This window comes from Streptomyces coacervatus (genome assembly GCF_029223485.1).
Classification (GTDB): Bacteria; Actinomycetota; Actinomycetes; order Streptomycetales; family Streptomycetaceae; genus Streptomyces; species Streptomyces coacervatus.
The window spans coordinates 401,550-423,165 of the sequence record NZ_JARHTP010000002.1 but is presented as its reverse complement, the minus strand read 5'-3'; the positions used below and the strand labels follow the sequence as shown (position 1 = coordinate 423,165).

The 21,616-nt window shown below is 71.4% G+C and carries 25 protein-coding genes; 14 read left to right on the top strand and 11 right to left on the bottom strand.

Going from position 1 to position 21,616, the window contains the following annotated elements; genetic code table 11:
• Positions 1–10: 10 nt before the first annotated feature.
• On the bottom strand, positions 11–2,086 hold the full coding sequence (locus P2Q00_RS05690) for an ATP-binding protein (protein WP_275770181.1): 2,076 nt from the start codon (positions 2,084–2,086) through the stop codon (positions 11–13).
• Between the two features lie 103 nt (positions 2,087–2,189).
• Between P2Q00_RS05690 and P2Q00_RS05685 the strand changes: the two genes are divergently transcribed.
• Together P2Q00_RS05685 and P2Q00_RS05680 are read left to right on the top strand one after the other, a co-directional pair.
• Positions 2,190–3,083: an MEDS domain-containing protein gene (locus P2Q00_RS05685; RefSeq protein ID WP_275770179.1), complete on the top strand. Its 894-nt coding sequence runs from the start codon at positions 2,190–2,192 to the stop codon at positions 3,081–3,083.
• On the top strand, positions 3,080–3,370 hold the full coding sequence (locus P2Q00_RS05680) for an MEDS domain-containing protein (RefSeq protein WP_275770177.1): 291 nt from the start codon (positions 3,080–3,082) through the stop codon (positions 3,368–3,370). The genes P2Q00_RS05685 and P2Q00_RS05680 overlap by 4 nt, the downstream gene beginning before the upstream one ends.
• On the opposite strand, the gene P2Q00_RS05675 is transcribed toward P2Q00_RS05680, so the two are convergent.
• The 4 genes from P2Q00_RS05675 to P2Q00_RS05660 form a co-directional block, all read right to left on the bottom strand.
• Entirely contained in the window at positions 3,340–4,083 is a 744-nt protein-coding gene (locus tag P2Q00_RS05675; protein ID WP_275770175.1) for a GntR family transcriptional regulator, read from the bottom strand. The two genes, P2Q00_RS05680 and P2Q00_RS05675, sit on opposite strands and share 31 nt — an antisense overlap.
• Positions 4,084–4,215: 132 nt before the next feature.
• Positions 4,216–5,385 carry a serine hydrolase domain-containing protein gene (locus P2Q00_RS05670; RefSeq protein WP_275770173.1) on the bottom strand — a complete coding sequence of 390 codons (1,170 nt, stop codon included), beginning with the start codon at positions 5,383–5,385 and terminating at the stop codon, positions 4,216–4,218.
• 208 nt (positions 5,386–5,593) lie between these two features.
• Positions 5,594–5,785: a hypothetical protein gene (locus tag P2Q00_RS05665; RefSeq protein ID WP_338059293.1), complete on the bottom strand. Its 192-nt coding sequence runs from the start codon at positions 5,783–5,785 to the stop codon at positions 5,594–5,596.
• A gap of 12 nt (positions 5,786–5,797) precedes the next feature.
• A complete protein-coding gene (locus P2Q00_RS05660) occupies positions 5,798–6,766 on the bottom strand; it encodes an acetylxylan esterase (protein WP_275770172.1) in 969 nt (322 codons plus the stop codon).
• Between the two features lie 127 nt (positions 6,767–6,893).
• Here P2Q00_RS05660 and P2Q00_RS05655 point away from each other — a divergent pair, with 127 nt between their 5' ends.
• The 4 genes from P2Q00_RS05655 to P2Q00_RS05640 all read left to right on the top strand — a co-directional run bounded on the left by P2Q00_RS05655 (position 6,894) and on the right by P2Q00_RS05640 (position 10,504).
• Positions 6,894–8,252, top strand: a complete 1,359-nt coding sequence (locus P2Q00_RS05655; RefSeq protein ID WP_275770170.1) for an 8-oxoguanine deaminase — start codon at positions 6,894–6,896, stop codon at positions 8,250–8,252.
• A gap of 142 nt (positions 8,253–8,394) precedes the next feature.
• Entirely contained in the window at positions 8,395–8,880 is a 486-nt protein-coding gene (locus P2Q00_RS05650) for a MarR family winged helix-turn-helix transcriptional regulator (RefSeq protein WP_275770169.1), read from the top strand.
• Between the two features lie 124 nt (positions 8,881–9,004).
• The gene (locus tag P2Q00_RS05645) at positions 9,005–9,673 is read left to right on the top strand and encodes a nitroreductase (RefSeq protein WP_275770167.1); all 669 of its coding nucleotides are present in this window, start codon (positions 9,005–9,007) and stop codon (positions 9,671–9,673) included.
• A gap of 99 nt (positions 9,674–9,772) precedes the next feature.
• The gene (locus tag P2Q00_RS05640; RefSeq protein WP_275770166.1) at positions 9,773–10,504 is read left to right on the top strand and encodes an SDR family oxidoreductase; all 732 of its coding nucleotides are present in this window, start codon (positions 9,773–9,775) and stop codon (positions 10,502–10,504) included.
• A gap of 34 nt (positions 10,505–10,538) precedes the next feature.
• On the opposite strand, the gene P2Q00_RS05635 is transcribed toward P2Q00_RS05640, so the two are convergent.
• Entirely contained in the window at positions 10,539–11,123 is a 585-nt protein-coding gene (locus P2Q00_RS05635) for an Rv1733c family protein (RefSeq protein WP_275770165.1), read from the bottom strand.
• A gap of 121 nt (positions 11,124–11,244) precedes the next feature.
• Here P2Q00_RS05635 and P2Q00_RS05630 point away from each other — a divergent pair, with 121 nt between their 5' ends.
• Positions 11,245–11,520 (top strand): hypothetical protein, encoded by a 276-nt coding sequence (locus tag P2Q00_RS05630; RefSeq protein WP_275770164.1) that lies wholly within the window; start codon positions 11,245–11,247, stop codon positions 11,518–11,520.
• A 200-nt stretch (positions 11,521–11,720) separates the two neighbouring features.
• Here P2Q00_RS05630 and P2Q00_RS05625 read toward each other — a convergent pair whose 3' ends face one another.
• Complete coding sequence (locus P2Q00_RS05625) at positions 11,721–12,299, bottom strand: TetR/AcrR family transcriptional regulator (RefSeq protein WP_275770163.1); 579 nt, start codon at positions 12,297–12,299, stop codon at positions 11,721–11,723.
• Between the two features lie 91 nt (positions 12,300–12,390).
• Between P2Q00_RS05625 and P2Q00_RS05620 the strand changes: the two genes are divergently transcribed.
• From P2Q00_RS05620 to P2Q00_RS05610, 3 genes are all read left to right on the top strand, one after another.
• Positions 12,391–12,837 carry an anthrone oxygenase family protein gene (locus tag P2Q00_RS05620; protein WP_275770161.1) on the top strand — a complete coding sequence of 149 codons (447 nt, stop codon included), beginning with the start codon at positions 12,391–12,393 and terminating at the stop codon, positions 12,835–12,837.
• Between the two features lie 256 nt (positions 12,838–13,093).
• The gene (locus P2Q00_RS05615; RefSeq protein ID WP_275770159.1) at positions 13,094–13,480 is read left to right on the top strand and encodes a VOC family protein; all 387 of its coding nucleotides are present in this window, start codon (positions 13,094–13,096) and stop codon (positions 13,478–13,480) included.
• A 152-nt stretch (positions 13,481–13,632) separates the two neighbouring features.
• Positions 13,633–14,058: a DUF4267 domain-containing protein gene (locus P2Q00_RS05610; RefSeq protein ID WP_275770157.1), complete on the top strand. Its 426-nt coding sequence runs from the start codon at positions 13,633–13,635 to the stop codon at positions 14,056–14,058.
• Positions 14,059–14,278: 220 nt separating this feature from the next.
• Here P2Q00_RS05610 and P2Q00_RS05605 read toward each other — a convergent pair whose 3' ends face one another.
• The gene (locus P2Q00_RS05605) at positions 14,279–15,001 is read right to left on the bottom strand and encodes a TetR/AcrR family transcriptional regulator (RefSeq protein ID WP_275770156.1); all 723 of its coding nucleotides are present in this window, start codon (positions 14,999–15,001) and stop codon (positions 14,279–14,281) included.
• Positions 15,002–15,051: 50 nt separating this feature from the next.
• Here P2Q00_RS05605 and P2Q00_RS05600 point away from each other — a divergent pair, with 50 nt between their 5' ends.
• Positions 15,052–16,632 carry an FAD-dependent oxidoreductase gene (locus P2Q00_RS05600; protein ID WP_275770154.1) on the top strand — a complete coding sequence of 527 codons (1,581 nt, stop codon included), beginning with the start codon at positions 15,052–15,054 and terminating at the stop codon, positions 16,630–16,632.
• A 146-nt stretch (positions 16,633–16,778) separates the two neighbouring features.
• On the opposite strand, the gene P2Q00_RS05595 is transcribed toward P2Q00_RS05600, so the two are convergent.
• Together P2Q00_RS05595 and P2Q00_RS05590 are read right to left on the bottom strand one after the other, a co-directional pair.
• Complete coding sequence (locus tag P2Q00_RS05595; RefSeq protein WP_275770152.1) at positions 16,779–17,561, bottom strand: ferredoxin reductase; 783 nt, start codon at positions 17,559–17,561, stop codon at positions 16,779–16,781.
• Complete coding sequence (locus P2Q00_RS05590) at positions 17,554–18,159, bottom strand: sulfite oxidase-like oxidoreductase (RefSeq protein WP_275770150.1); 606 nt, start codon at positions 18,157–18,159, stop codon at positions 17,554–17,556. Before P2Q00_RS05590 ends, P2Q00_RS05595 begins: the two co-directional genes overlap by 8 nt.
• A gap of 214 nt (positions 18,160–18,373) precedes the next feature.
• Between P2Q00_RS05590 and P2Q00_RS05585 the strand changes: the two genes are divergently transcribed.
• Together P2Q00_RS05585 and P2Q00_RS05580 are read left to right on the top strand one after the other, a co-directional pair.
• Positions 18,374–19,288 (top strand): NADP-dependent oxidoreductase, encoded by a 915-nt coding sequence (locus tag P2Q00_RS05585; protein ID WP_275770149.1) that lies wholly within the window; start codon positions 18,374–18,376, stop codon positions 19,286–19,288.
• Positions 19,285–19,995, top strand: coding sequence for a GNAT family N-acetyltransferase (locus tag P2Q00_RS05580; protein WP_275770148.1), 711 nt, complete (start codon positions 19,285–19,287; stop codon positions 19,993–19,995). The genes P2Q00_RS05585 and P2Q00_RS05580 overlap by 4 nt, the downstream gene beginning before the upstream one ends.
• Here the strand turns inward: P2Q00_RS05580 and P2Q00_RS05575 are convergent.
• A complete protein-coding gene (locus P2Q00_RS05575; RefSeq protein WP_275770147.1) occupies positions 19,992–20,444 on the bottom strand; it encodes a MarR family winged helix-turn-helix transcriptional regulator in 453 nt (150 codons plus the stop codon). The genes P2Q00_RS05580 and P2Q00_RS05575 overlap by 4 nt on opposite strands.
• Positions 20,445–20,548: 104 nt before the next feature.
• Between P2Q00_RS05575 and P2Q00_RS05570 the strand changes: the two genes are divergently transcribed.
• Positions 20,549–21,610: a hypothetical protein gene (locus P2Q00_RS05570; RefSeq protein WP_275770146.1), complete on the top strand. Its 1,062-nt coding sequence runs from the start codon at positions 20,549–20,551 to the stop codon at positions 21,608–21,610.
• Positions 21,611–21,616 lie beyond the last annotated feature (6 nt).

Here is a 21,616-nt window from a genome sequence, read left to right as displayed (position 1 = left end):
GAGGGACCGGTCACGGCCCGGACACGTCGGACACGCCGCCCAGCGCCAGCGCGATCGCCGCGTCCGGCCCCAACTCCCACCCCTCTCGCACGACTTCGGCGAAACGGGCGTCCCCCAGCGAGGCGCGCAGCCGGCGCTCGTACTCGCGGTGGAAGACCGTCCGGTCGGGTCTGCCGAGCTGCGGCAGGCCCGCCGCGTGCCACAGGCGTCGGCTGATGCCCAGGAGGCGCGCGGCGAGCTCCTCCTCGCCGCGCGCGGCCTGCGCTGCGACCAGCAGGTCGGCGACCGCGGCGGCGCCGAGCCGGTCGTGCACCCGCCACTTGGCGGTCAGCGCCTCGCGCGCCGAGAGCAGCGCCTCGTCCGAGTGGCCGAGACCGATCCCGGCGAGCGAGACGAAGAAGTCGCCCCAGCCCCGCATCCACAGCTCCCCGCGCTTGGCGCACTCGGTGCGCAGCCGCTCCGCGACCGCCGCGCACCGCTCGAACGCGGCCTGGCTGGCCAGCAGATACGCCTGCAGGGCGAGTGTGAGCAGCTGGAAGAACTCGGCGCCGCCGTCGGCCGCGGGCGCCTGTCCGACCCTCCCGTACAGCACCGCGGACCGTGCCGACTCGCCCCGCACGGCAAGGCTCGCGCCCGTCAACGGCAAAGCAGGCACGGGCAGTTGACGCTCATCGGCCAGCCACACATAGGCGGCGCTGACCGACTCGGCGGCATCCAGATCCTCCGGGACGACCGTGACCAGCCGATGGGCCCAGACCGCAAGGGTGTGCTCGGGCCCCGAGCCGTCGGGTGCGCGGCGCAGCGCCCGCTCCAGATAGCCACGGCCCTCCTCGGTGAAACCGCAGGCGAACCAGAAGAACCAGAGCGAGCCGGTGAGTTCGAGCGCTGTCTCGGGTTCCGGCGCCGCAAGACACTCCTCGATCGCCAGGCGCAGGTTGGCGCGTTCCGCGGTCAGCCGCTCGGCCCACATCCGCTGCCCGGGGCCGAGCCACTCCGCCTCGCCCTGGCGGGCGATCCAGCGGAAGTAGTCCCGGTGGCGGCGGCGGACCGCCTCCACCTCGCCGAGGCCGGCCAGCCACTCGGCACCGAACGAGCGGACCGTGTCGAGCATCCGATAGCGCACCGCCGCCCCGTCGCCGTCGCGGGTGACGATGGACTTCTCGGTGAGCGACGCGAGCAGGGCGAGGATCTCCTCCGCGTCCAAGGGGCCGCCATGGCACACGAATTCGGCCGCTTCCACATCCCAGCCGCCCGCGAACACCGAGAGCCGGGCCCACAGCAGCCGCTCCAGCGGGGTGCACAGCTCATGGCTCCAGCCGATCGCGGTGCGCAGCGTCTGATGCCGGGCAAGACGCGGCCGGGCGGGCGAGACAAGCAGGTCGAAGCGGGAGTCGAGGCCCTCCAGGAGCCGGTGCAGCGGGAAACCGCGCAGCCGTACGGCGGCCAGCTCCAGGGCCAGCGGGATCCCGTCGAGACGGGCGCAGACCGCAGCCACATCGGCCCGGTTGGCATCGGTCAGCGCGAACGACGGCACCGCGGCCGCCGCCCGGGCCGTGAACAGCGACACCGCGTCGTCGCGTTCCCCCAGCGGCAGCGGCGCCACCGTCAGCAGATGCTCGCCCGGCACGCCCAGCGGCTGCCGGCTGGTGGCCAGAACCCGTAACTCCGGCACGTTCGCAAGGAGTTCCTGCACGACCCGCGCACACTCGTCCAGGACGTGCTCGCAGGTGTCCAGCACGAGCAGCACGGGCGCCCCCGCGAGATGCTCGCAGACCGCCTGCAGCAGGGGCTGCAGCGTCTGCTCGGTCAGCCGGGTCGCCTGCGCCACCGTGTTCGTCAGCAGATCCGGGTCCCGGAGCTCCGACAGCTCCACCAGCCACGCCCCGCCCGGCAGCCCGGCCTTCGCGGCATGTGCGGCCCGCAGTGCCAGCCGGGACTTGCCCACACCCCCGGGCCCCGTCAGCGTCACCAGTCGCTCGGTCCCCAACAGCCCCGCGATCTCGGCGAGTTCGAGCTGTCGGCCGACGAACGCGTTCGCCTCGGCGGGAAGGTTGCCGATCCTCCCGCCCTGCACAGAGGCCGCCATCGTTCCCCCTCAACGGAATCGATGGCGGACACCTTAACCCCTCACGGCGGGGCTGCTTCCGGCGTAGCGTGGAAGCGCTCCGTCCACCGAAGGAGGTTCGGGGATGGCCGTCACACCCACCCTGAAAACTGTGGGACAGATGCGCCAGGGAGACCACTTGCTCCTCGGCTACGACACGGACGAGGAGCGCGAGACCGTCCTTGCCGCGTTCCTGCTGGACGGTCTGGCCAGCGGGCATCGAGGGTTCCTGCTGCCACCCGCAGACATCCCGGCAGGGGTCGCCTTCTCCTTCCTGGAGGAGCACGGCTGCCGGGTCGACGAGGAGATCGCCGCGGGCCGGCTGTGCGTCGACCCGCATGTCGCCGCCCCGGAGGGGCTGTGGGATTTGGACGAGGTGATCCGCCGAGAGACGCGCCGCGCGGTCGGTGACGGCTACCTCGGCCTGCGGGTGTGCACGGAGATACTGCGCGCCCAGGCCGGAAAGGGCCTGAAGACGCTGCACGACAGCGAGCTTCTGCTCGAATCCGTGTTCGCCTCGCTGCCGGTGCTCGGGATCTGCCAGTACGACCGCCGGGTCTTCGACGAGAGCGAGCTGACCCCGCTCACCGGACTGCACCACGGCCGGGTCGCCGCCGACGAGGTGTGGCGCGACGATCTCCTCGCCATCACCCGCACCTTCGCACCCCCGGGCCTCGCCCTCTCCGGGGAGGTCGACGACAGCAACGTCACCGCCGTCGCCCGCGCACTGCACGCCGAGACGGCCCGCGCCCGCGCCCGCACCGCGAACGGCGCCTGTACCCATGTCGACCTCCACGACCTGCACTTCATCGATGTCGGCGCGATGCGGCTGCTGATGTTCACGGCGCTCGCCCTGTACGCGGCCGACGGCACCCTCGAGCTGTCCGGGGTGGCTCCGCACGTCCAGCGGGTGATGCGGGTGACCGGCTGGGACCGCGTCCCGGGCCTGCGCATCGAGCCTCAAGGAGAAGGGATATGACCGGTTTCGTCCACCAGGCGTTGCGCTACGGCTCGGACGACGGCTTCCTTGCCGCGAGCACCGGTTTTGTGCGGGACGGGCTGGACGCGGGTGACGCCGTCCTTGCAGTGGTGAGTGCTCGCAACATCACTCTGCTCGGTGACGCACTCGGCGACCGGTCCCGCGAGGCCGAACTCGTCGACGCACGCGACTGGTACGACTACCCGTGCCGCACCCTGGGCCGCTACCGGCTGTACTTCCGGCTCCCGGCCGGCGGTCAGCCCGCCGCGGGCAGCGTGAACTCGTAGACCAGGGCGCCCTGTTGGGCGTCCACCACCAGGTCGGTGATCTCCAACGGCCGTGCGTACTGGTCGTGCACGCGCCGGGTGACCAGCACCGAGGGCGCGTCCGCGAGCGGCGTGATGGAGTCCCGGTGGTGCAGGGTCAGGCCCGCCTGGCGCATCCAGTCGTAGGCGCGGCGCAGCTGGGCCGAGGCCGCGCCGTCGGCGCGGTCGCGGTAGCGGGCCAGCTCCTCGACCTCGGAGAGCGCCACGGCGGAGAAGGACGTCACGGCCGTGCGGCGGCCGCGGCCGTCGGCGTCGGCCGACTCGTAGCGGTGCACGAGGGTCGGGCGGTGCGGGGCCAGCCCGAGGGCCTCGGCGTGCTCCGGTGGGGGAGTCTCCCAGGTGACCCTGGCCCGGTCCACCGCGCCCGGGTCCGCCGGCCGGGCGCCGACCGGGAAGGCCAGCGAGGAGGGGGCCTCCACCGGCAGGCCGGGCAGCGTGGCGTGGCTGCCCCGCCGGTCGGTGGCGACCAGGCCGTCCCGGCGCAGCACCTCCAGCGCCTGCCGGACGGTCTCCCGGCTGACGCCGTAGTGTCCGGCCAGCTGCCGTTCGCTCGGCAGCCGTTCACCGGGCGGGACGGTGCCGTCGCGCAGCTCGCCGAGCAGCTGCAACGCGACCCGCCAGTACAGCGGATCCCCATCGGTGCGAGGGGGGTCGTGCGGGGTGGTGCGGGCCATGCCGCGCCTCCTGTTTTGGTGACATGCCGTAGCCGTGCGGGCTGATTGCGTCACCAGATCTAGCATTGGTCTAAACCACGAGGGAAGACCGGCCTGCCGGTTCGGCCGAAACCGGCCCGCCCGGACCGCCGCTCACAGTGCGCTGTACAGGGCGTCGATCAGGGCCGTCTTCCGCGGGTCGTCGGCGATATGAGGCCCCATCCGGTTCATCACATAGCCCAGGGACACCCCCGCCTCCGGGTCGGCAAGACCGCAGGAGCCGCCGAAGCCGTCGTGTCCGAAAGCCCGCGGGTTGGGCCCGTACGAGCCGTTCGGGCCGCTCAGCCACAGGCCGAGCCCGAGCTCCGTGTCGTGCTGCAACCCCGAGCCGAGCACCAGGTCCCGGCAGCTCCCCTGCCCCTCACGCACCCGCTCGGCCGCCTCGGCTGACAGGATCCGGTGGCCGCCATACGTCCCCCGGCCCGCGAAGATCCCGTACAGCGCGGCGACCGCCCGTGCGGTGCCGTGCCCGTTCGCGGCCGGGATCTCGGCGGCCCGCCACTCGGGCGTGTTGGCCTCGTCCGCGCCCGCCGGTGGATTGGCCAGCGCGGCAAGGGCCTCCGGCTTCAACTGGCCGAAGATCGCGGCCTGTTCACCGCTCGAAGCGGCCGGCGGATGCACGAGCTCGGCCGCCCGCCCGGCCTCCTTCTCGGGCAGCCCGACGGTGAAGTCGATCCCCAGCGGCCCGGTCGCCTCCCGCTCCAGAAAGGCCCCCGGCAGCAGCCCCGAGACGCGTCGCACGACCTCACCGACGAGGAAGCCGTAGGTGAGCGCGTGATACCCGGACCGCGTCCCCGGCTCCCACCAGGGCTCCATCGCCGCGAGCCGCTGCGTGGTCAGCTCCCAGTCGTAGAGCTGCTCCAGCGAATGCGGCTCGCGCAGCCCGGACAGTCCCGCCCGGTGCGACAGCAGATGCCGTACGAGGATCTTGTCCTTGCCGGCCGCGGCGAACTCCGGCCAGTACGCGGCCACCGGCGCGTCGAAGTCGAGCAGCCCCCGGTCGGCGAGGATGTGCGCGCACAGCGCGACGGGGCCCTTCGTCGTCGACCACACATTGACCAGCGTGTCGCGCTCCCAGGGCCGCATGCGGGCCGCATCGGCCCAGCCGCCCCACAGATCCACGACCGTCGTGCCGTCGACGGTGACGGCGACCGCGGCACCGAGCTCACCGCGGTCCCGGAAGTTCTCCTCGAACGCCGTCCGCACCGCCGCGAACCGCTCGTCGCAGTGACCGTGCACCTCTGGCTGCTCGCGCTCCGACATGGGCCCTCCGTCGTCCGCCGGAAGCCCGGGCCGCCACGCTGCGGCCCGGGCTCCCTGAACGTACCGACTGGTCGGACTGGAGGGAAGGTCGGGGGAGGAAGAGCTTCCCGGCGGGCTCCTGGTGACGGTGGCCGTTCTCCTCGGCCACGCGGATCCGGCGGACTCCCGTGCGGTACCGCGCCCTGAAGGGGCGCGGGGAACTGCGCGATCAGCCACAGACGGCCCGCAGTCGAATAGCGGTCCTTTCGGCGGTCAGCGGTGCGCCCGGCACCGGGAACTCGGCCACGGCGAAGCCGTCCTGGCCGACAACCGGCGCCGAGAACCACGCATCCACGTCGTGCACCGCCCACGCCCGCTCCCGGACCCGGACGAAGCGTTCGGCGGCCTCACGCGTCTCCATACCGCTCGCTCCTCACACGTACGAACTCAGCCACTTCACCTTGGCCGCCTCCTGGTAAGGCCCGCCGCCCTCATGGTCGTTGAAGTCGTACACCTCGATCGCCTTGTCGTCGTGCCCCCAGGCGTTGAAGGCGGCGAAGACGGTGGACGGCGGGCAGGTCTGGTCCTCCAGGGCCGCCGAGAACAGGGCGGCGGCGCGCCCGCGGGAGGCGAAGTGCACGCCGTCGAAGTACGAGAGCGTGCGAAGGGCGTCCGCGGTGCGGCCGCGGTGGGTCTTGAGGAACAGGCCGATCTCGCGGTACGGGTGCCGGTCCGTCAGCGTCGCGGCGCGCGGATAGTCGCACAGGAACGGCACGTCCGGTGCGATCGCGGTCAGATCCGGGACCAGGCCGCCCACCGCGATGGTGATGCCGCCGCCCTGGCTGGAACCGAGGGCGACCGTGCGCGAGGCGTCGGTCAGCGGATGCGAGCGGGCCGCCTCGACGGCACGCACCGCATCCGTGAACACCCGGCGGTAGTAGTAGTTCTCGGGTGCGTCGATGCCGCGGGTCATGAAACCGGGGAAGGCCGGGGCACCGCCCACCGGGTCCGGGGTGCCGCCGCCCCCACCCCACGCGCTGCCCTGCCCGCGTGTGTCCATGACGAAGTGCGCCCGTCCGGTGGACGCCCACAGCAGGTGCTCGTGCGGCAGGCCGCGCCCGCCGCCGTATCCGATGAACTCCACGACCAGCGGTATCGGTTCCTCTGCCGCGGCGGGCAGCGTCAGCCAGCCCTTCACCGGGTGTCCGCCGAACCCCGCGAACGTCACGTCGTACACGTCGACCGTCGTAAGGCCCGTGTCGACCGGTTCGAAACGGGCGTCCAGGTCGTGCTCGCGGGCCTCCTGCAGGGTCTTGGACCAGAACACGTCGAAGTCCTCGGGCTCGACGGACGCGCTGCGGTACTCGTGGAGTTCGTCGAGGGGGAGGTCGAACAGGGCCATGTAGGACCGCCTTTGCATAGGGACGGTGACGAAGAGGACGAAGAGACAGTGCGGATGATCACACCGTACGTGGGTGGTCGGACGACTCGCCAGGTCTTTCCAGCCGTACCTGTCTACGATGGGCGCCATGTCGTCAGCCGTGGATCTGCTGGTCAAGGACGCCGGGCTGCTGGTCGTCGACGGGGACCGGGAGATCCCCGGCGGCTGGGTGGCGGTCACGAATGGTCGGGTCACCGCCGTGGGTCCTGCCGGGGCCGAGCCCGAGGCCCGTACGACCGTCTCGGCGGCCGGACGGCTGGTCACCCCGGGCCTGATCAACACGCATCACCACATCTACCAGAACCTCACCCGCTCCTACGCCCCCGCCGTGAACGGCACCCTCTTCGACTGGCTGACCACCCTCTATCCCCTGTGGTCCGTCCTCGACGAGGAGGCCGCCTACGTCTCGGCGTACGTCGGCATGGCCGAGCTGCTGATGGGCGGCTGCACCACCTCCTCGGACCACCTTTACGTCCACCCCCGCCCGTACCTCGTCGACGCCGAGATCCGCGCCGCCCGCGACATCGGCTTCCGTTTCCACGCGACCCGCGGCTCCATGACCCGCTCCGTCGAGGACGGTGGTCTGCCGCCCAGGAGCGTCACCCAGACCACGGACGAGGTGCTCGCCGACAGCGAGCGGCTGATCAAGGCCCACCACGACCCGAAGCCGGGCGCACTGATCCGCGTCGCACTCGCGCCCTGCTCGCCGTTCTCGGTGACCAAGGAGGTCATGACGGCGAGTGCCGAGCTCGCCGAGCGCTACGACGTGCGCCTGCACACGCACCTCGCGGAGGACCGCGACGAGGACACCTACTGCCTGGAGACATATGGCTGCCGGCCCGTCGAGTACTTCGAGGACTGCGGCTGGATGAGCGACCGCACCTGGGTCGCCCACTGCATCTATCCGAACGACGACGAACTGCGCCGCCTCGGGGCCGCCGGCGTCGGTGTCGCCCATTGCCCCAGCTCCAACATGCTCATCGGTGGCGGCACCGCGCGCGTGCAGGAGATGCGCGAGCTGGGCCTGCCGGTCGGCCTCGGCTGCGACGGCTCCGCCTCCACCGACCACGCCTCGCTCTGGATGGAGACGCGGAACGCCCTGCTGCTGGGCCGCTACCGCGGCGGACCGGGCGCCATGACCGCCCGCGACGCCCTCGACCTCGCGACCCGCGGCTCGGCCCGCTGCCTCGGCCGCGCCGACGAACTGGGGCAGCTGCGCCCGGGCGCCTGCGCCGACCTGGTCGTCTGGGACCTCCACGAGGTCGCCCTCGCGGGCGCGTTGAGCGATCCCGTCGAGGCGTGGCTGCGCTGCGGGCCGGCTCGCGCCTGGACGACGGTGGTCGGGGGCCGGGTGCTCATCGACCGGGGCGAGTCGGAGCTGCCGGAGCTGGCGGAGGCGCTTCGGGATCACGGACGGATCGCGCGGAGGATGCAGCAGAAGGCATAGCCGGACAGTCCTGCGAGCGCTGTGCATCCGCATATCGGCAGGTCTGCCATCCACATGTCCGCCATCAACATATCCGCTGTCTGTCCGCATTTGGTTTCAGGTGAGACGGTTTCGAGTGAGTGGATGGCGGTAATCTGCCCCCATGAGCGCCGACGTTCCTCCCGCAACCACTGCCTCGCGTGCGACCGACCGCCCCGGGGATCCATCGCCCTTTGCTCTCGGCCTGCTGCTGCGCCGGGCGCACTGGCACGCGGCCGCGGTGATGACGGAGGCGCTCCGGCCGCTCGGCATCGAGCTGCGGCATTTCGCCGTACTGATCGTGCTGGTCAACCAAGGGCCCACCGTGCAACGGGACTTGGCGGCCGCGACGGGGTCCGACAAGGCGGGAATCATGCGGGTCGTGGACGACCTGGAGCGCAAGGGGCTGGCCGTACGCAAAGCTGTTCCGGGGGACCGGCGGGCGCGGGCCGTCGAGATCACGCCTCAGGGGCTTGAACTCTTCGATGCGGCTCATGCGGCAGCGGAGTCGCCGGCCGAGCGTCTGATCGCCGAACTGGGGCCCGGCGAGCCCGAGTTGCTCACGGATCTGCTGACCCGGTTCACCCATCCCGGGGGCGGCGAGGCGTAAGCGCGCCCGCGCCATGGTCGTCTGCGAACTCTCAGTAAACTCGATCGAGATTGTATTGAGTGATACTATCTCGATCGTACGTAATGGGGCGACGGGCGCATTGTGCAGAGGGAGGCGGACGGTCATGGATGTCTACGAGGCGGTCACGAGCCGGCGGGCGGTGCGCGGATTCACCGACCGGCCGGTCCCGAGGGAGACGCTGGAGCGTGTCCTGTCCGCCGCGGCCTGGTCACCGTCCGGATCGAACATCCAGCCCTGGCACGCCTACGTGCTGACCGGCGACCCGCTGGCCGAGGTCAAGAAGCGGGCCGGCGAGCGGCTGGCCGCCGGCCACCCGTGGGACGAGGCGGAGTACGAGCAGTACCCGCCCGCGCTGAAGTCCCCGTACGGTGAGCGCCGGTCCGCCTTCGGTGCGCAGCGCTACGGCGCGCTCGGCATCGCACGCAAGGACCTGGAGGCGCACCGGCGGGCCGCCTCCGCGAACTGGGACTGCTTCGGTGCGCCCGCCGCCCTGTTCTGCTACATCGACCGTGACATGGGCTCGCCGCAGTGGTCCGATGTCGGTATGTACCTGCAGACCGTCATGCTGCTGCTCCGTGCCGAAGGTCTGCACAGCTGCCCGCAGATGGCCTGGGCGAAGTTTCACCGGAGCGTCGCGGAAGTCCTGTCGCCCCCGGACGAGTTGATGCTCTTCTGCGGGATGTCGATCGGATTCGAGGACCGCACGGCGGATCGCGTCCATACGGGCCGGGCTCCGCTCGACGAGACCGTCACGTTCGTCGACGGTTACTGACAGCGCCCACCCTCGGCAGATCCGGGCGCCGTTGTTTGCCGCACCCACACAGTTGGCCATATGTCATATTCCGCACAAAACGCCAAAGAAAGGCATGCCATGAAGATCGCAGTCATCGGCGGCACCGGGCTGATCGGGTCGCAGGTCGTCAAGATCCTGAACGCCGCCGGGCACGAGGCGGTACCGCACTCGCAGTCCACCGGAGTCGACATCATCAGCGGCCAGGGACTGGACGAGGCGGTGGCGGGCGCCGACGTCGTCGTCAACCTCACGAACTCCCCGACCTTCGACGAAGCCTCCCCGGCCTTCTTCCAGACCTCGATGGACAACCTTCTGGCCGCGGCCCACAAGGGCGGCGTCGGCCACTTCGTCATCCTCTCGATCGTCGGCACGGACCAGGTGCCGGAGCTGGACTACTACCGGGCCAAGACGCTCCAGGAGAACATCCTCGCGGCCGGGCCGATCCCCTATTCGATCGTCCGCGCAACGCAGTTCATGGAGTTCATGGACGCCGCTCTGTCCTGGACCGCCGACGGCGACACCGTCCGGCTGCCCACCACACCGATCCAGCCGATCGCCGCCAAGGACGTGGCCGCTGCGGTGGCGGAGGTCGCGGCGGGCGCCCCGCTGAACGGCATTCGCAGTATCGCCGGCCCCGAGATCTTCGCCCTGGACGAGCTGGGCCGCATCACCCTGTCCCGCAAGGGCGACAACCGCACCGTCGTCACCGACCCCACCGCGGGCATGTTCGCCGTGGTCAAGGGCGACGTCCTCACCGACAAGGACGCCCACCTCGCGCCCACCCGCTACACCGACTGGCTCGCCGCCTGATACAGGCCACGGGTGGAGCGGGTCCGCGGCCGCGTCACGCCCGACGCCGCGTCCACTCCGGCTCGGTCCGTGCCCACTCCCGCTCCCACTCCACCAGACGGTGCCCGGTGGACACGCGGCGTACGACCGCGTTCGCGAGCAGCACCACGGCGACCGCGCCCCCCGTGGCACAGGTGCCGATGGTCAGGGTGCGCTGCCAGATCTGGGTCTCGCTCAGCGGCGGGGGTACGGTCCTGCCCTTGCCGTCGAACCACACGTCGACGATGTCGCCGTGCCGGGTGTTCGCCCCGACGCGCGCCTTGATGGTGTGCGGGCCGGTGGCGGGATCCGTCCAGCGCACGTCCACGCGGTACGAGTGCTCCCGGCCGCCCTGCACCGAGGGCGGCATGCCGGGGGTCTTGCCGACGACCTCGGCCCGCACGCGGTGACGCTCGGCGCGTTCTGCCGCCGCCACGGCCCGCTCCTGGTCATGGGCCCACCAGCCCGCAAGCGCCCCCGCCAGCGGAGCGCCCACCAGCAACAGAACGGCGACGACCAGCGCCGTCCACGCCTCGACCACGTCCGACCGGCGCCGCAGCGGACTGCGCCGCCAGCGCCAGCCGCGCACCCGGGTTCGCATGTCGACCTCCTCGCCGTCACCGGAGCCGGAGGGGCCGTACCGTGTCCGGTCCGTATTGTCCCTCCGCACCGCGTATGTGCGCGAGTGCCGGGAAAAGCGAGTACCCAGCGCACGGGAGACCGTGCATTGCCGACCTGCGCCCGAACCGCACGGGCCGGCGGACGCCGAGCGGAGCAATGCGCTCATGGGCCTGGGCGACCAGGGGGTCTGGCGGGCGGAGATGCCCGGATTGGAGACCGGGGACTACGGGTCCCGGGTCTCCCCGCTGAAGCACGCCAACCTCAGCTGCCTGGGCCCCTACAGCTTCGCCACCCGCCCGCCACGCAAGGGCCTGCGCCCACTGCGTGACCCGGCGACCGGTCACCTCGACGAGGACGAGGGGGGCACCGGCGAATGACGTGGCGTCAGGGCGCGTATCGGGTCGTGCTCAATGAGCATCCCAGCTTCCGGGGGAGGGCGCCCGTCCCGGGTACGGGGCCCGGCGATCTGCAGCGCCGCGTGGACGCGAGTGACCGGAAGCCTTGCCGCAGGCAGGCAGGCAGGCAGGCAGCGGCGGGCCGCGAAGGCCCCGGCCGCGTGCCGCGCCGGGGTGGCGTGTCAGAGCACGACGAGCCGGTCCACCAGCAGCTCCACCCTCGGCTCGGCGTCCTCGGGCAGCAGACGGCGCGCGCGGGTCAGGGTCGCCAGGCCGTGCAAGGACGCCCAGAACACCTCGGTGAACAGCCCCGGTTCGATGCCGTCCCCGGCGACCTCGGCGAGGCACTCCAGCAGGGCGGCGAAGGCGTCCTTCAACGGCTCCGGGGTGTCCTCCTGGGCATACGCCAGGCCCCCGTCGAGCTGGAACAAGGCGTCGTAGACCGCCGGGTTGCCTGCGGCGAAGTCGAGGTAGGCGCGGGCCAGGGCGGCGACCCGGTCGCGCGGGCTGTCCGCGGCGGAGGTCGCGGCCCGCACCGCCACGGCCAGCTCGGTGGCCCCCTGCAGGGCGACGGCGCCGATGATCTCCCGCTTGCCGCTGAAGTGGCTGTAGAGGACGGGCTGGCTGTATTCGATGCGCTCGGCGAGCCGGCGGGTGGTGACTGCGTCCCAGCCCTGCTGCTCGGCGAGTTCGCGGGCTGTTGCCACGATGAGGCGCTCGCGCTCCGCCCGTTCGCGCTGCTTGCGTTCCTGTACCGACATGATTCGATCCTAGCACCGCTAGACAATCGAGCGGCAGCAGTACTAGCGTTGCCTCATCGCCTAGCAACGCTAGATGCCGGAAGGGGTCATCATGCTCAACGCACTCGAGGTGTTCACCACCGTGATCGTCGGCGTGATGGTGGGGGTGGAGTTCTCCGTCGCCTTCGTCATCAACCCGATCCTCAACGCACTCCCCGAGGACAGCGGCCAACTCGGCCATGCCCACGGGGGCCGGATGCTCGGCGCCGTGATGCCGGTCTGGTACATCGGCTCGCTCGTCCTCGTCGCGGTCTGGGCCATCGCCGGATGGCACCACCACGGCACCGGCCTCGTCGTCACCGCCGGTGCGCTGCTGATCCTCAGCGTGGTCATGTCGATTCTGCTGCTCGTCCCGATCAACAACCGGAACAAGATGTGGACCCCTGACAACCGACCCGCCGACTGGAAGGAGCAGTTGAACCGCTGGGGCCGCTTCCACTACGTCCGCGTCGCCGTCATCATCGCCGCCTTCGCCCTGCTGGTCACCGCTCTCACCTGAGCCCGCGGGCTCACCCGCCCGGTCGTCGGCCGCAACCGCTGGTATCCCCAGGACGCGGGCGCCGGCGACACCCACCCGAGGCTCTTGCCACGGCGTTCGGCAGCCCGGAGTTCCAGCGCATGGCAGCCGAGTTCCCTGACGACATCGTGCCGTACCAGCACATCTTCCAGCGGATCGACGTATGACACGGCCATGCACCATGCCGGGTCGCCGAGGCCGCCACCACGCGCAGCCCCGTCCCTGAAGAGGAGTCACTATGACCGTGGAACTGAATCACACCATCGTCCCCGCCCGTGACCCGCAGGCCTCGGCGCAGTTCCTGGCCGAAATCCTCGGTCTGAGTGTCGATCCGCCGGTGGCGCACTTCACGCCGGTCACGCTGGCCAACCAGGTCAGCCTGGACTACGACCAGCTGGACGACTTCGAGCCGCACCACTACGCGTTCATGGTGAGTGAGCGGGAGCTCGACGCCGCCCTCGCCCGCATCCAGCACGGCGGAATCACCCACTACGGCGATCCCGCATGCCAAGAAATTGGGCAGATCTATCACAGCAAGCACGCTGAAGGCCGCAGGGGCACCTACTTCCGCGACCCCGACGGACATCTCATGGAACTCCTCACCCCGGGCGGCACCGGGTCGTGAGGCCCAGCGTGCAGCTCTTCTGTCCCGTCCACGACGGGGCTTCGGATTGCTGACCCTGCGGGCCGACGCCGCGCCGGTGGCGCACAATCCCCACTCCCCGGGCGGCAGTTGGCCACCCAAATCCCGACATCCGACTCGCAAGGAGAAGAACAATGTCGCTGAAGAAGATCAACACCGTCCTGGTCGCTGCCTTCATCCTCTTCATCCTCTGGTTCGGGTCGGAGTTCATCCTGAGCCCGAAGACGACGGCGCCGACCTTCGGTCTGCCGAGCTGGCCGTCCGGCGACGGTGGCGGCTTCCTGGTCATCAAGGGAATCCGCGACGTCGTCCTGGCCCTGGTCCTGGGCATCCTGCTGGTGACGGGCCACCGCCGGGCGCTGGGCTGGGTGCTGCTGGTGGAGGCCCTCGCAGCGTACGGCGACATGGCCACCGTGCTGGCCCACCACGGCTCCGTGGCCACCGCGCTCGGCGTCCACGGCCTGACCGCGACACTGATGGTGGTCAACGGCCTGCTGGTAATGCACGAGACCCGCAAGGTCGCGGCCGCTCCTGCAATGCCCGTCCCGCAGCCTGCCTGATGCCACCTTGGCGCAGGTCGGTACTAGAAGGGGGCGTTCCCCGAAGCTGTCGCGCCGGCCCGTGCCGACTTCGCCGGCCTTCAGGACGTCGACGACATCCCCCGCCCCCGCCGAGTCCGCATCCGGAGGCCGTCGCACAAAGGGGGTTCGGGCCGTCCGACGCGGATTCCGACCGACGCCCGGCTCAACTGACCAATGGAGATGGGAGGGTGGCGGCGGGCTAGCGGTGTGCGAGGCCGTCGATCATCAGGGCGAGGGTGAAGTCGAACCGGTCGTGGCCCTCCCCGGCGGTGAGCTCGGCGGCGTGGCGGGTGGTGTGGGGGAAGGTCTCGGCAGGCAGGGCGGTGAAGCGGCGCACCAGTTCGTCGCGGTCGACGACCCAGGCGGCGTCATCGTGTGCCGATCGCTGGCGCACGATGGATGTCTCCAGGCAGTAGGCGGCCACGTACAGCAGGAGGGCGTCGATGGCCCAGGCGGCGGCCTGCGGGGCGACGTTGCCGGCGAGCAGGATCGCCAGCATTCCTTCAGTGACGCGCAAGGTCTCCAGGTCGGTGGGGGCCATCGCGAGCGCGGCGCGGGAGATTCCGGGGTATTTCAGGTACTGGTCGCGGATCTGGGCGCATACGCCGCGGATCTGCTCCCGCCAGGCCGCGGGGTCGGGCGCGGGCAGTACGAGCTCGGCGCACAGCCGCCCGATGAGCAGCTCGTCGAGGTCGGCCTTGTTGACCACGTGGGCGTAGAGCGAGGCGGGCCCGGTGTCGAGGGCGCCGGCCAGCCGGCGCATGGTCAGCGATTCGTAGCCCTCGGTGGCGATGACGCCGAGCGCGGTGTCGATGACCTGCTCCACGGTGATCGGGGCCTTGCGGCGCCGCGGCCTGGGGTCGGCCTCGGTCTCGGGGTTCGGCGGCTGGTGGCGCGCCGCGCGTCGCTCTCTCGGGTTCACACGGCCACTATAACTTGACACGAACGTTGTTCGTGTCTAGAACACTGTTCGTGAATATCTATGTGAACCAGGATGTGGACGTGACCGTGGTCGGAGCCGGGCCGGTGGGCCTCGTGCTCGCCGCGGAGCTGGCGCTCTCCGGGGTGACGGTGCAGGTGCTCGAACGACGGGCCGAGCCGGACAAGGCGATGAAGGCGGGGTCGATCAACGTGCCGACGGCGGGGGCACTCGACCGCCGCGGTCTGCTGTCTGCCGCCGAACAGGTGCAGCGAGAACTGCTTGAGCGGATGGGGTCGTTCGCCCGCATGGCCGACGACCGGCAGCCCGATGGCGGCCGCCGGGCGCCCGAGTCGCGCTTCACCGGGCACTTCGCGGGAATGATCCTCGACGCCGATCTCGTGGACTGGTCCGACGCCGACCTCGCCGCGCATGCCGCCGTCGCCGCGGCGAGGATGGTGCCGCAGCGTGAGCTGGAGGAGCTGCTGGCCGCCCATGTCGCCCGACTCGGCGTACCGGTGCATCGCGGAGTGGAGGTCACCGCGCTCGAAGACACCGGCGACGGCGTGCTGGTCGGCACCACTGCAGGCCCGGTGCGCACCTGGTGGCTGGTCGGGTGCGACGGCGGGCACAGCACCGTGCGCCGCCTCGCCGGCATCGACTTCCCCGGCACCGACCCCGAACTCACCGGACACCTGGCGGTCGCCGACATCGCCGACCCGGAGAAGCTCGCGAACGGATGGGCGTGGTCGACCCGGGGGGCGTATCGCTACGGGCCGCAGCCTGGACGGGTGGTCACCGTGGAGTTCGACCACGCTCCCGCCGACCGCAATACGCCAGTCACCCTCGAGGACGTGCAGGCCAGTCTGCGCCGGGTCTCCGGTACCGACGTCACGCTGACTGCGCTGCGCGGCGGCGCGACCCGCTGGAGTGACAACGCCCGCCAGGCCGCGGCGTACCGGTCGGGGCGGGTGCTGCTGGCCGGCGACGCCGCGCACGTGCATTCGCCGTTCGGCGGGCAGGGGCTCAATCTCGGGGTCGGCGATGCGATGAACCTCGGCTGGAAGCTCGGAGCCGTGGTCGCCGAGTGGGCACCCGAAGGGCTGCTCGACACCTACGACGCCGAGCGCCGTCCCGTCGGCGCCTGGGTGCTGGACTGGACGCGGGCCCAGGCCGGGGTGATGCGCGGGGACGCCAAGTCGGCCGCGCTGCGGGCGGTTCTCGGCGATCTGCTGAGCACCGGCGACGGCACGACCTACGCGGTCAAGAAGATCTCCGGCGTCACGCAGCGCATCGAGCTGCCCGGCGACCATCCGCTCGTGGGGCGATACGTCCCCGACCTGTGGCTGAAGGACGGCTCCCGTCTGGCCGACCACGGCCACGGCGGCGGGTTCCTGCTGCTCGACCGCACTCCGGACGGCGCGTTCGCCCGCCTCGCCGCGGCCTGGGCCGGGCGAGTGACCAGCATGACCGACGACCAAGCGACGCCGACCGGGGTCCTGGTACGCCCGGACGGGGTGGTCGCCTGGGCCTCCGACACCACCGACACCACTGCCGCCACCGGCCTCGAAGCCGCCCTGCACCGATGGGCCGGAGCGCCGTCGTCCTCACCCGAGCACAAGCCGGTGGACTGACCTGCCGCCGGCGCCAACCTCAGCCGATGCACGCAGGGGTCGGTGTCGGTGTCCGTGTCGGTGTCGTCGGCGGCGAGGAATAGGCCGCCGCCCTTCGACCAATCAACTCCACCGGCACCGCGAAGCCGCTGCGCCCCGACGGCCCGTCAGCCGAAGCGTTCGATCCGGATCCGGTGCACGGGCTGCCCGGCCTCGACGAGCAGCCGCGAGGCGTGCTCGGCGAAGGCGTTCGAGCCGCACACATAGGCCTCCCACCCACCAGGAGGCTGCTCGGTCAGGAGCGGCGCCACATGTGCGGCCGCCATACGTCCCACGGGCACACCCTCCGGTGCGCGCCGTGTGAACACGGGTGTCGTCTCCGCGCCGAACTCCCGCGCGTAGATGAGCTCTTCGGGACTTCGCGCCGACACCAGCAGCCGCAGCGGCACATCCAGGCGGCGCGCCCGGTGGTGCCGCACCATCGACATCAGCGGTACGACCCCGGACCCCGCCCCGACCAGCAGCGCGGGCCGGTCACCCGGCCAGGCGAAGAAGCCGCTCAGCGGGCCGCGCACCTCGACCCGGTCGCCGGGCTCGGCCACCGTGTGGAACCAGCCCGAGACCTCGCCGCCCGGCACCTGGTCCAGGGTCAGCTCGATGTGCCCCGGGTCGTCGGGCGCGGACGCGATCGAATAGTGGCGCTGGGCCACATATCCGTCCTGCGCGGTCAGCCGCAGCATCAGGTGCTGGCCGGGCAGATGCCCCGCCCAGGCGGGCACCGCGAAACGGAAGGTGGCCGCGTGCGGGGTCTCGCGGCGGATCTCGGTGAGGGTGGCGGTCTGCCACACCGCGGCGGCCCGGTTGCTCACCGCGATCCGGCCGGGCACCGCGAAGCGCGTCGGGGGAGTGACGCCGGGGGAAGGGGCGGGCTGTGTCACTTGCTCAGTCACCGGAGTACCGCTGCTCCTGCCAGGGGTTGCCGCGCGCGTGGTAGCCGTTCTGCTCCCAGAAACCCGGCTCGTCGTGGTCCAGGAGCGTGAGGCCGGCGATCCACTTGGCGCTCTTCCAGAAGTACAGGTGCGGCACCAGCAGCCGGGCGGGCCCGCCGTGTTCGGGTGCAAGGGGCTGCCCGTCGTACTCCCAGGCGATCCAGGCGCGCCCGCCGGTCAGGTCCGCCAGGGGGAGGTTGGTGGTGTAGCCGGTGTGCGAGTAGGCGACAGCATGGGTGGCCGACACATGTGGCCGCACCATATTGAGAAAGGCGTCCAGGGACACGCCCCCGAACCGCACCCCGAACTTCGACCAGCTCGTCACGCAGTGGATGTCACCCTCGTACGCCGATGCCGGCAGCGCATGCGCCTGCTCCCAGTCCCAGGTGTGCGGCCGCTCCACCAGCCCGTCGATGCGGAAGGTCCAGTCGGCGGGCGCCAGTTCGGGCGTGACCTCCGCGGACAGGACGGGCCAGTCGTCGCCCGCGTCGTACTGGCCGGGCGGCAGGCCCGCATTGTCGACGCGGGCGCGCCCGGTGAAGCCTCGGGTGACGTTCATGTGGATCCAGCGGGACGGAAGTGATTGCTTACGCATTCAACCGTACGTGGTCGTCAGCCATGCCTCTGCCCTGGGCAGGCCCGCGATCATTAAGGCCGTATGAAGACTCCGGCGGCCCGGGAATAGCCGGGCCCCGATCCTCCTTGGCGACTGGTGCCGGAACCGGTGCCCCGTACAACCGGTGACCAGCGGCAGCGAAGGAGAGTGGGAGCAGATGCCCAAGGCGTACGTCTTCACACGCTACGGCGGACCGGAGGCCGAGGCCTTCGTCGACGTGGACCGGCCCAGTCCCGGCGCCGGTCAGGTGCTCGTCGCGGTGCGTGCCGCGGGTGTGAACCCCGTCGACTGGAAGCAGCGCACGGGCTACCGCCGTCCCGGCGAGAGCGGCGGGCGCGACTTCCCCGCCTACTTCGGCAACGAGGTCTCCGGCGTGATCGTGGAGGCCGGTGAGGGGGTCGAGGGGTTCGCCGTCGGCGACCCGGTGTTCGGCCCGCCCGTCGTCGGCGGGTACTCCGAGTACGCGCTGCTGTCGGTCGACCTGATCGCGCACAAGCCCGCCGCGCTGTCCTTCACCGACGCCGCGACCCTGCCCGTCGCGGGCGCGACGGCGTACGACGGAATTCGCCAGCTCGACCTGCCGGCGGGCGCGACCGTCCTGGTCACCGGCGCAGGCGGCGGGGTCGGGGTCGCCGCCGTACAGATCGCCCGCGCGCTCGGCCTGCGCGCCGTGGGCGTCGCGAGCGCGGCCAAGAAGGACTTCGTCGAGTCGCTGGGCGCGCAGCACGTGGCGTCCGGCCCGGGCTGGACCGTGCGCGTGCCGGGCCGCGTCGACGGCGTGTACGACCTGGTGGGCGGCGATGTCCTGGAGGCGGCGGCGACGCTGCTGACCGACCGGACGAAGCTCATCACGGCCGGGGCCCCGGCCGAGGTCGTGGAGAAGCTGGGCGGCGCCCGTGTCGCGCGGGTGCGCACCTCCGACCGGCTCGCGGCGGTGGCCGACCTCGTGGTCAGCGGCGACCTGGACCCGCATGTGACGCGGACCTTCCCGCTGGAGCGGGCCGGCGAGGCGCTGCGCACCGTCGAGGAGGGCCACGCCCGCGGCAAGATCGTGATCGAGGTCGCCGGATGAGCCACGTACTGGACAACCCCGCCCTCGCCTCGCTGACCGGCCCGCACGCGCACTTCGCCGAGCGGCGCGGCCGGGTGCTGCGCTACCCGGTCGACGTGTCGCCGTGGCTGGCCCTGCCCGACGAGCTCGACGTCGAGGACTGGGCCGATCTCGCCGCCCTCGCGGGCCCCGGGGGTGAAGTACCGCTGCTCGGCTTCCGCGGCGAGATTCCCGACGGCTGGGAGTTCACCTTCCAGGTCGAGGGCGTGCAGTTCGTCGACGACGGCCTGGTCGCCGCGCCGGAGCCGGAGGCGGTCCGCCTCGGCCCCGCCGATGTGCCGGAGATGCTCGACCTGGTCCGGCGGACACAGCCCGGCCCGTTCCTGCCCCGCACCATCGAAATGGGCACCTACCTGGGCATCCGGCGGGAGGGCGCGCTGATAGCGATGGCGGGGGAGCGACTGCACCCGCCGGGCTGGACCGAGATCAGCGCCGTGTGCACCGACCCCGCCTTCCGCGGCGAGGGCCTGGCGACCCGGCTGATCCTGGCCGTCGCCCACGGCATCCGCGAGCGCGGCGAGACCCCGTTCCTGCACACCGGCGCGGGCAACACCAACGCCATCCGCCTTTATGAGTCCCTCGGCTTCCGCCTGCGCCGCAGCACCGTCTTCGGCGCGGCCCGCGCACCCGAACACCTCACGGACGAAAGGGAGTTGGCCGTTTCCTAGGGCCTGTCTTCCTGGCCCTCGCCCTCCGGCGGCACCCATGCGTTGTAGCGCACGAGACAGTCGGCGAACCGCTCCAGATCCTCCTTCGGCCAGCCCGCCAGCCGCTCCCGGAACGCCGCCCGACGGCTGTCGGTGACCTGGGCGAGGATCTGGCGGCCGGCCTCGGTCAGGTGCAGGACCTGGACGCGGTGGTCGTCCGGGTCCAGGCGCCGCTCGACGAGGTGGGCCCGCTCCAGGGCGGCCACCTGGCGGCTGACCGTGGACTTGTCCAGGGCGTAGTGCGCCGCCAGGTCGGTGGCCCGGCAGCCGCCGCTCTCCTCCAGATGCCCGAGCAGCGTGTACGAGACCAGCGACAGCTCGGGGTGCATACGGCCCGCCGAGGCACGGGCGCGGCGCGCGAAGACCGTCATCTCGCGCTGGATCGTCTCCACGGCTTCGTCTGCTTCCATCAGACCTCCCTCACTCACCAGGGAATGCCACCCCGTCCTGTTTGGTTGTATAGTACAACTTGAAGTGAGAGTTGTATAAGCCAACCATCTGGAGGTTGTGAGCAATGAGGACGCCGGCCCTGCGTCATGTGATCACGCACCTGATCACCCCGCTGCTGATGTGCATCGGCATGGGACTCGCGTACATGGGGGCGTTCGTCACCCCGGAGCCCCACCACCTGCCGGTCGCCGTCGTCGGCTCCGGTCCGCAGGCGAAGGTGTTCGCGCAGACCGTCAAGGACAAGGCGGGGGACAAGCTCGACGTCCGCACCGTCGCCACCCGCTCCGAGGCCGTCGCCCTGCTCAACTCCCGTGACATCACAGGTGCCTTCGTGCCCAGCGCGAAGACGCCGGAGCTCGTGGTCGCCTCCGCCGCCTCCGACATGGACGCGACGGCGGTCGAGAAGGTCTTCACCCCGGTCGCCGCCGAGCAGGGCGTCCCGTTGAAGGTCACCGATGTGGCGGCGCCGGTCGACGACGACCCCACCGGGCAGGGCCTGTTCTTCCTGCTGATCGCGCTGAGCATCGGCTCCTACGCCTCCGTCGCCGCGCTCGGCGCCGCCGGCTCCACCCTGCCCATGCGGCTGCGTGCTCTGCTGGCGCTGGGCGTCTCCGCCGTCGTCAGCGGCATCGGCGCGCTGCTCGCCGGGCCCGTCTTCCACCTCGCCCACCACGACCTCGCAAGCCTGTGGGGCATGGCCTGGCTCTACTCCGCGGGCATCCTGTTCGTCGGCGTGGGCCTGCACACCTTCCTCAAGCGCTGGACCACCCTCGCCATGATGGTGCTGTTCGTCATGCTCAACTTCACCAGCTCCGGCGGTCTGTTCCGCCCCGACCTGCAGAACGGCTTCTTCGGCACCCTGCACGCCTTCTGGAACGGCGCCGGATTCGTCGAGGGCGCCCGCAGCCTCCTGTACTTCCACAGCGACGGCCTGTCCCGCAACGTATGGACGCTCACTGCATGGCTGCTGCTCGGCCTCGCCGTCACGGCGATCGCCGCCGCGTACGAGCGGGCGCGGGCCACGGCCGTGGCGCCCGCGGCAACCGCCGCGCCCGTCCGGGAAGTCGAGGAAGAGGCCGAGGAACAGGAGGCCGAGGAGGAGGTCGAGGAGACCGTCGGCGTCTGACGCGTT

Coding starts and splice junctions, on each gene's coding strand:
- P2Q00_RS05580 (WP_275770148.1), top strand. CDS start 19,285: ATGAGCCACGTACTGGACAACCCCGCCCTCGCCTCGCTGACCGGCCCG.
- P2Q00_RS05640 (WP_275770166.1), top strand. CDS start 9,773: ATGAAGATCGCAGTCATCGGCGGCACCGGGCTGATCGGGTCGCAGGTC.
- P2Q00_RS05690 (WP_275770181.1), bottom strand. CDS start 2,086: ATGGCGGCCTCTGTGCAGGGCGGGAGGATCGGCAACCTTCCCGCCGAG.
- P2Q00_RS05665 (WP_338059293.1), bottom strand. CDS start 5,785: ATGGAGACGCGTGAGGCCGCCGAACGCTTCGTCCGGGTCCGGGAGCGG.
- P2Q00_RS05650 (WP_275770169.1), top strand. CDS start 8,395: ATGAGCGCCGACGTTCCTCCCGCAACCACTGCCTCGCGTGCGACCGAC.
- P2Q00_RS05660 (WP_275770172.1), bottom strand. CDS start 6,766: ATGGCCCTGTTCGACCTCCCCCTCGACGAACTCCACGAGTACCGCAGC.
- P2Q00_RS05575 (WP_275770147.1), bottom strand. CDS start 20,444: ATGGAAGCAGACGAAGCCGTGGAGACGATCCAGCGCGAGATGACGGTC.
- P2Q00_RS05645 (WP_275770167.1), top strand. CDS start 9,005: ATGGATGTCTACGAGGCGGTCACGAGCCGGCGGGCGGTGCGCGGATTC.
- P2Q00_RS05625 (WP_275770163.1), bottom strand. CDS start 12,299: ATGTCGGTACAGGAACGCAAGCAGCGCGAACGGGCGGAGCGCGAGCGC.
- P2Q00_RS05685 (WP_275770179.1), top strand. CDS start 2,190: ATGGCCGTCACACCCACCCTGAAAACTGTGGGACAGATGCGCCAGGGA.
- P2Q00_RS05585 (WP_275770149.1), top strand. CDS start 18,374: ATGCCCAAGGCGTACGTCTTCACACGCTACGGCGGACCGGAGGCCGAG.
- P2Q00_RS05615 (WP_275770159.1), top strand. CDS start 13,094: ATGACCGTGGAACTGAATCACACCATCGTCCCCGCCCGTGACCCGCAG.
- P2Q00_RS05590 (WP_275770150.1), bottom strand. CDS start 18,159: ATGAACGTCACCCGAGGCTTCACCGGGCGCGCCCGCGTCGACAATGCG.
- P2Q00_RS05620 (WP_275770161.1), top strand. CDS start 12,391: ATGCTCAACGCACTCGAGGTGTTCACCACCGTGATCGTCGGCGTGATG.
- P2Q00_RS05680 (WP_275770177.1), top strand. CDS start 3,080: ATGACCGGTTTCGTCCACCAGGCGTTGCGCTACGGCTCGGACGACGGC.
- P2Q00_RS05570 (WP_275770146.1), top strand. CDS start 20,549: ATGAGGACGCCGGCCCTGCGTCATGTGATCACGCACCTGATCACCCCG.
- P2Q00_RS05635 (WP_275770165.1), bottom strand. CDS start 11,123: ATGCGAACCCGGGTGCGCGGCTGGCGCTGGCGGCGCAGTCCGCTGCGG.
- P2Q00_RS05655 (WP_275770170.1), top strand. CDS start 6,894: ATGTCGTCAGCCGTGGATCTGCTGGTCAAGGACGCCGGGCTGCTGGTC.
- P2Q00_RS05675 (WP_275770175.1), bottom strand. CDS start 4,083: ATGGCCCGCACCACCCCGCACGACCCCCCTCGCACCGATGGGGATCCG.
- P2Q00_RS05610 (WP_275770157.1), top strand. CDS start 13,633: ATGTCGCTGAAGAAGATCAACACCGTCCTGGTCGCTGCCTTCATCCTC.
- P2Q00_RS05670 (WP_275770173.1), bottom strand. CDS start 5,385: ATGTCGGAGCGCGAGCAGCCAGAGGTGCACGGTCACTGCGACGAGCGG.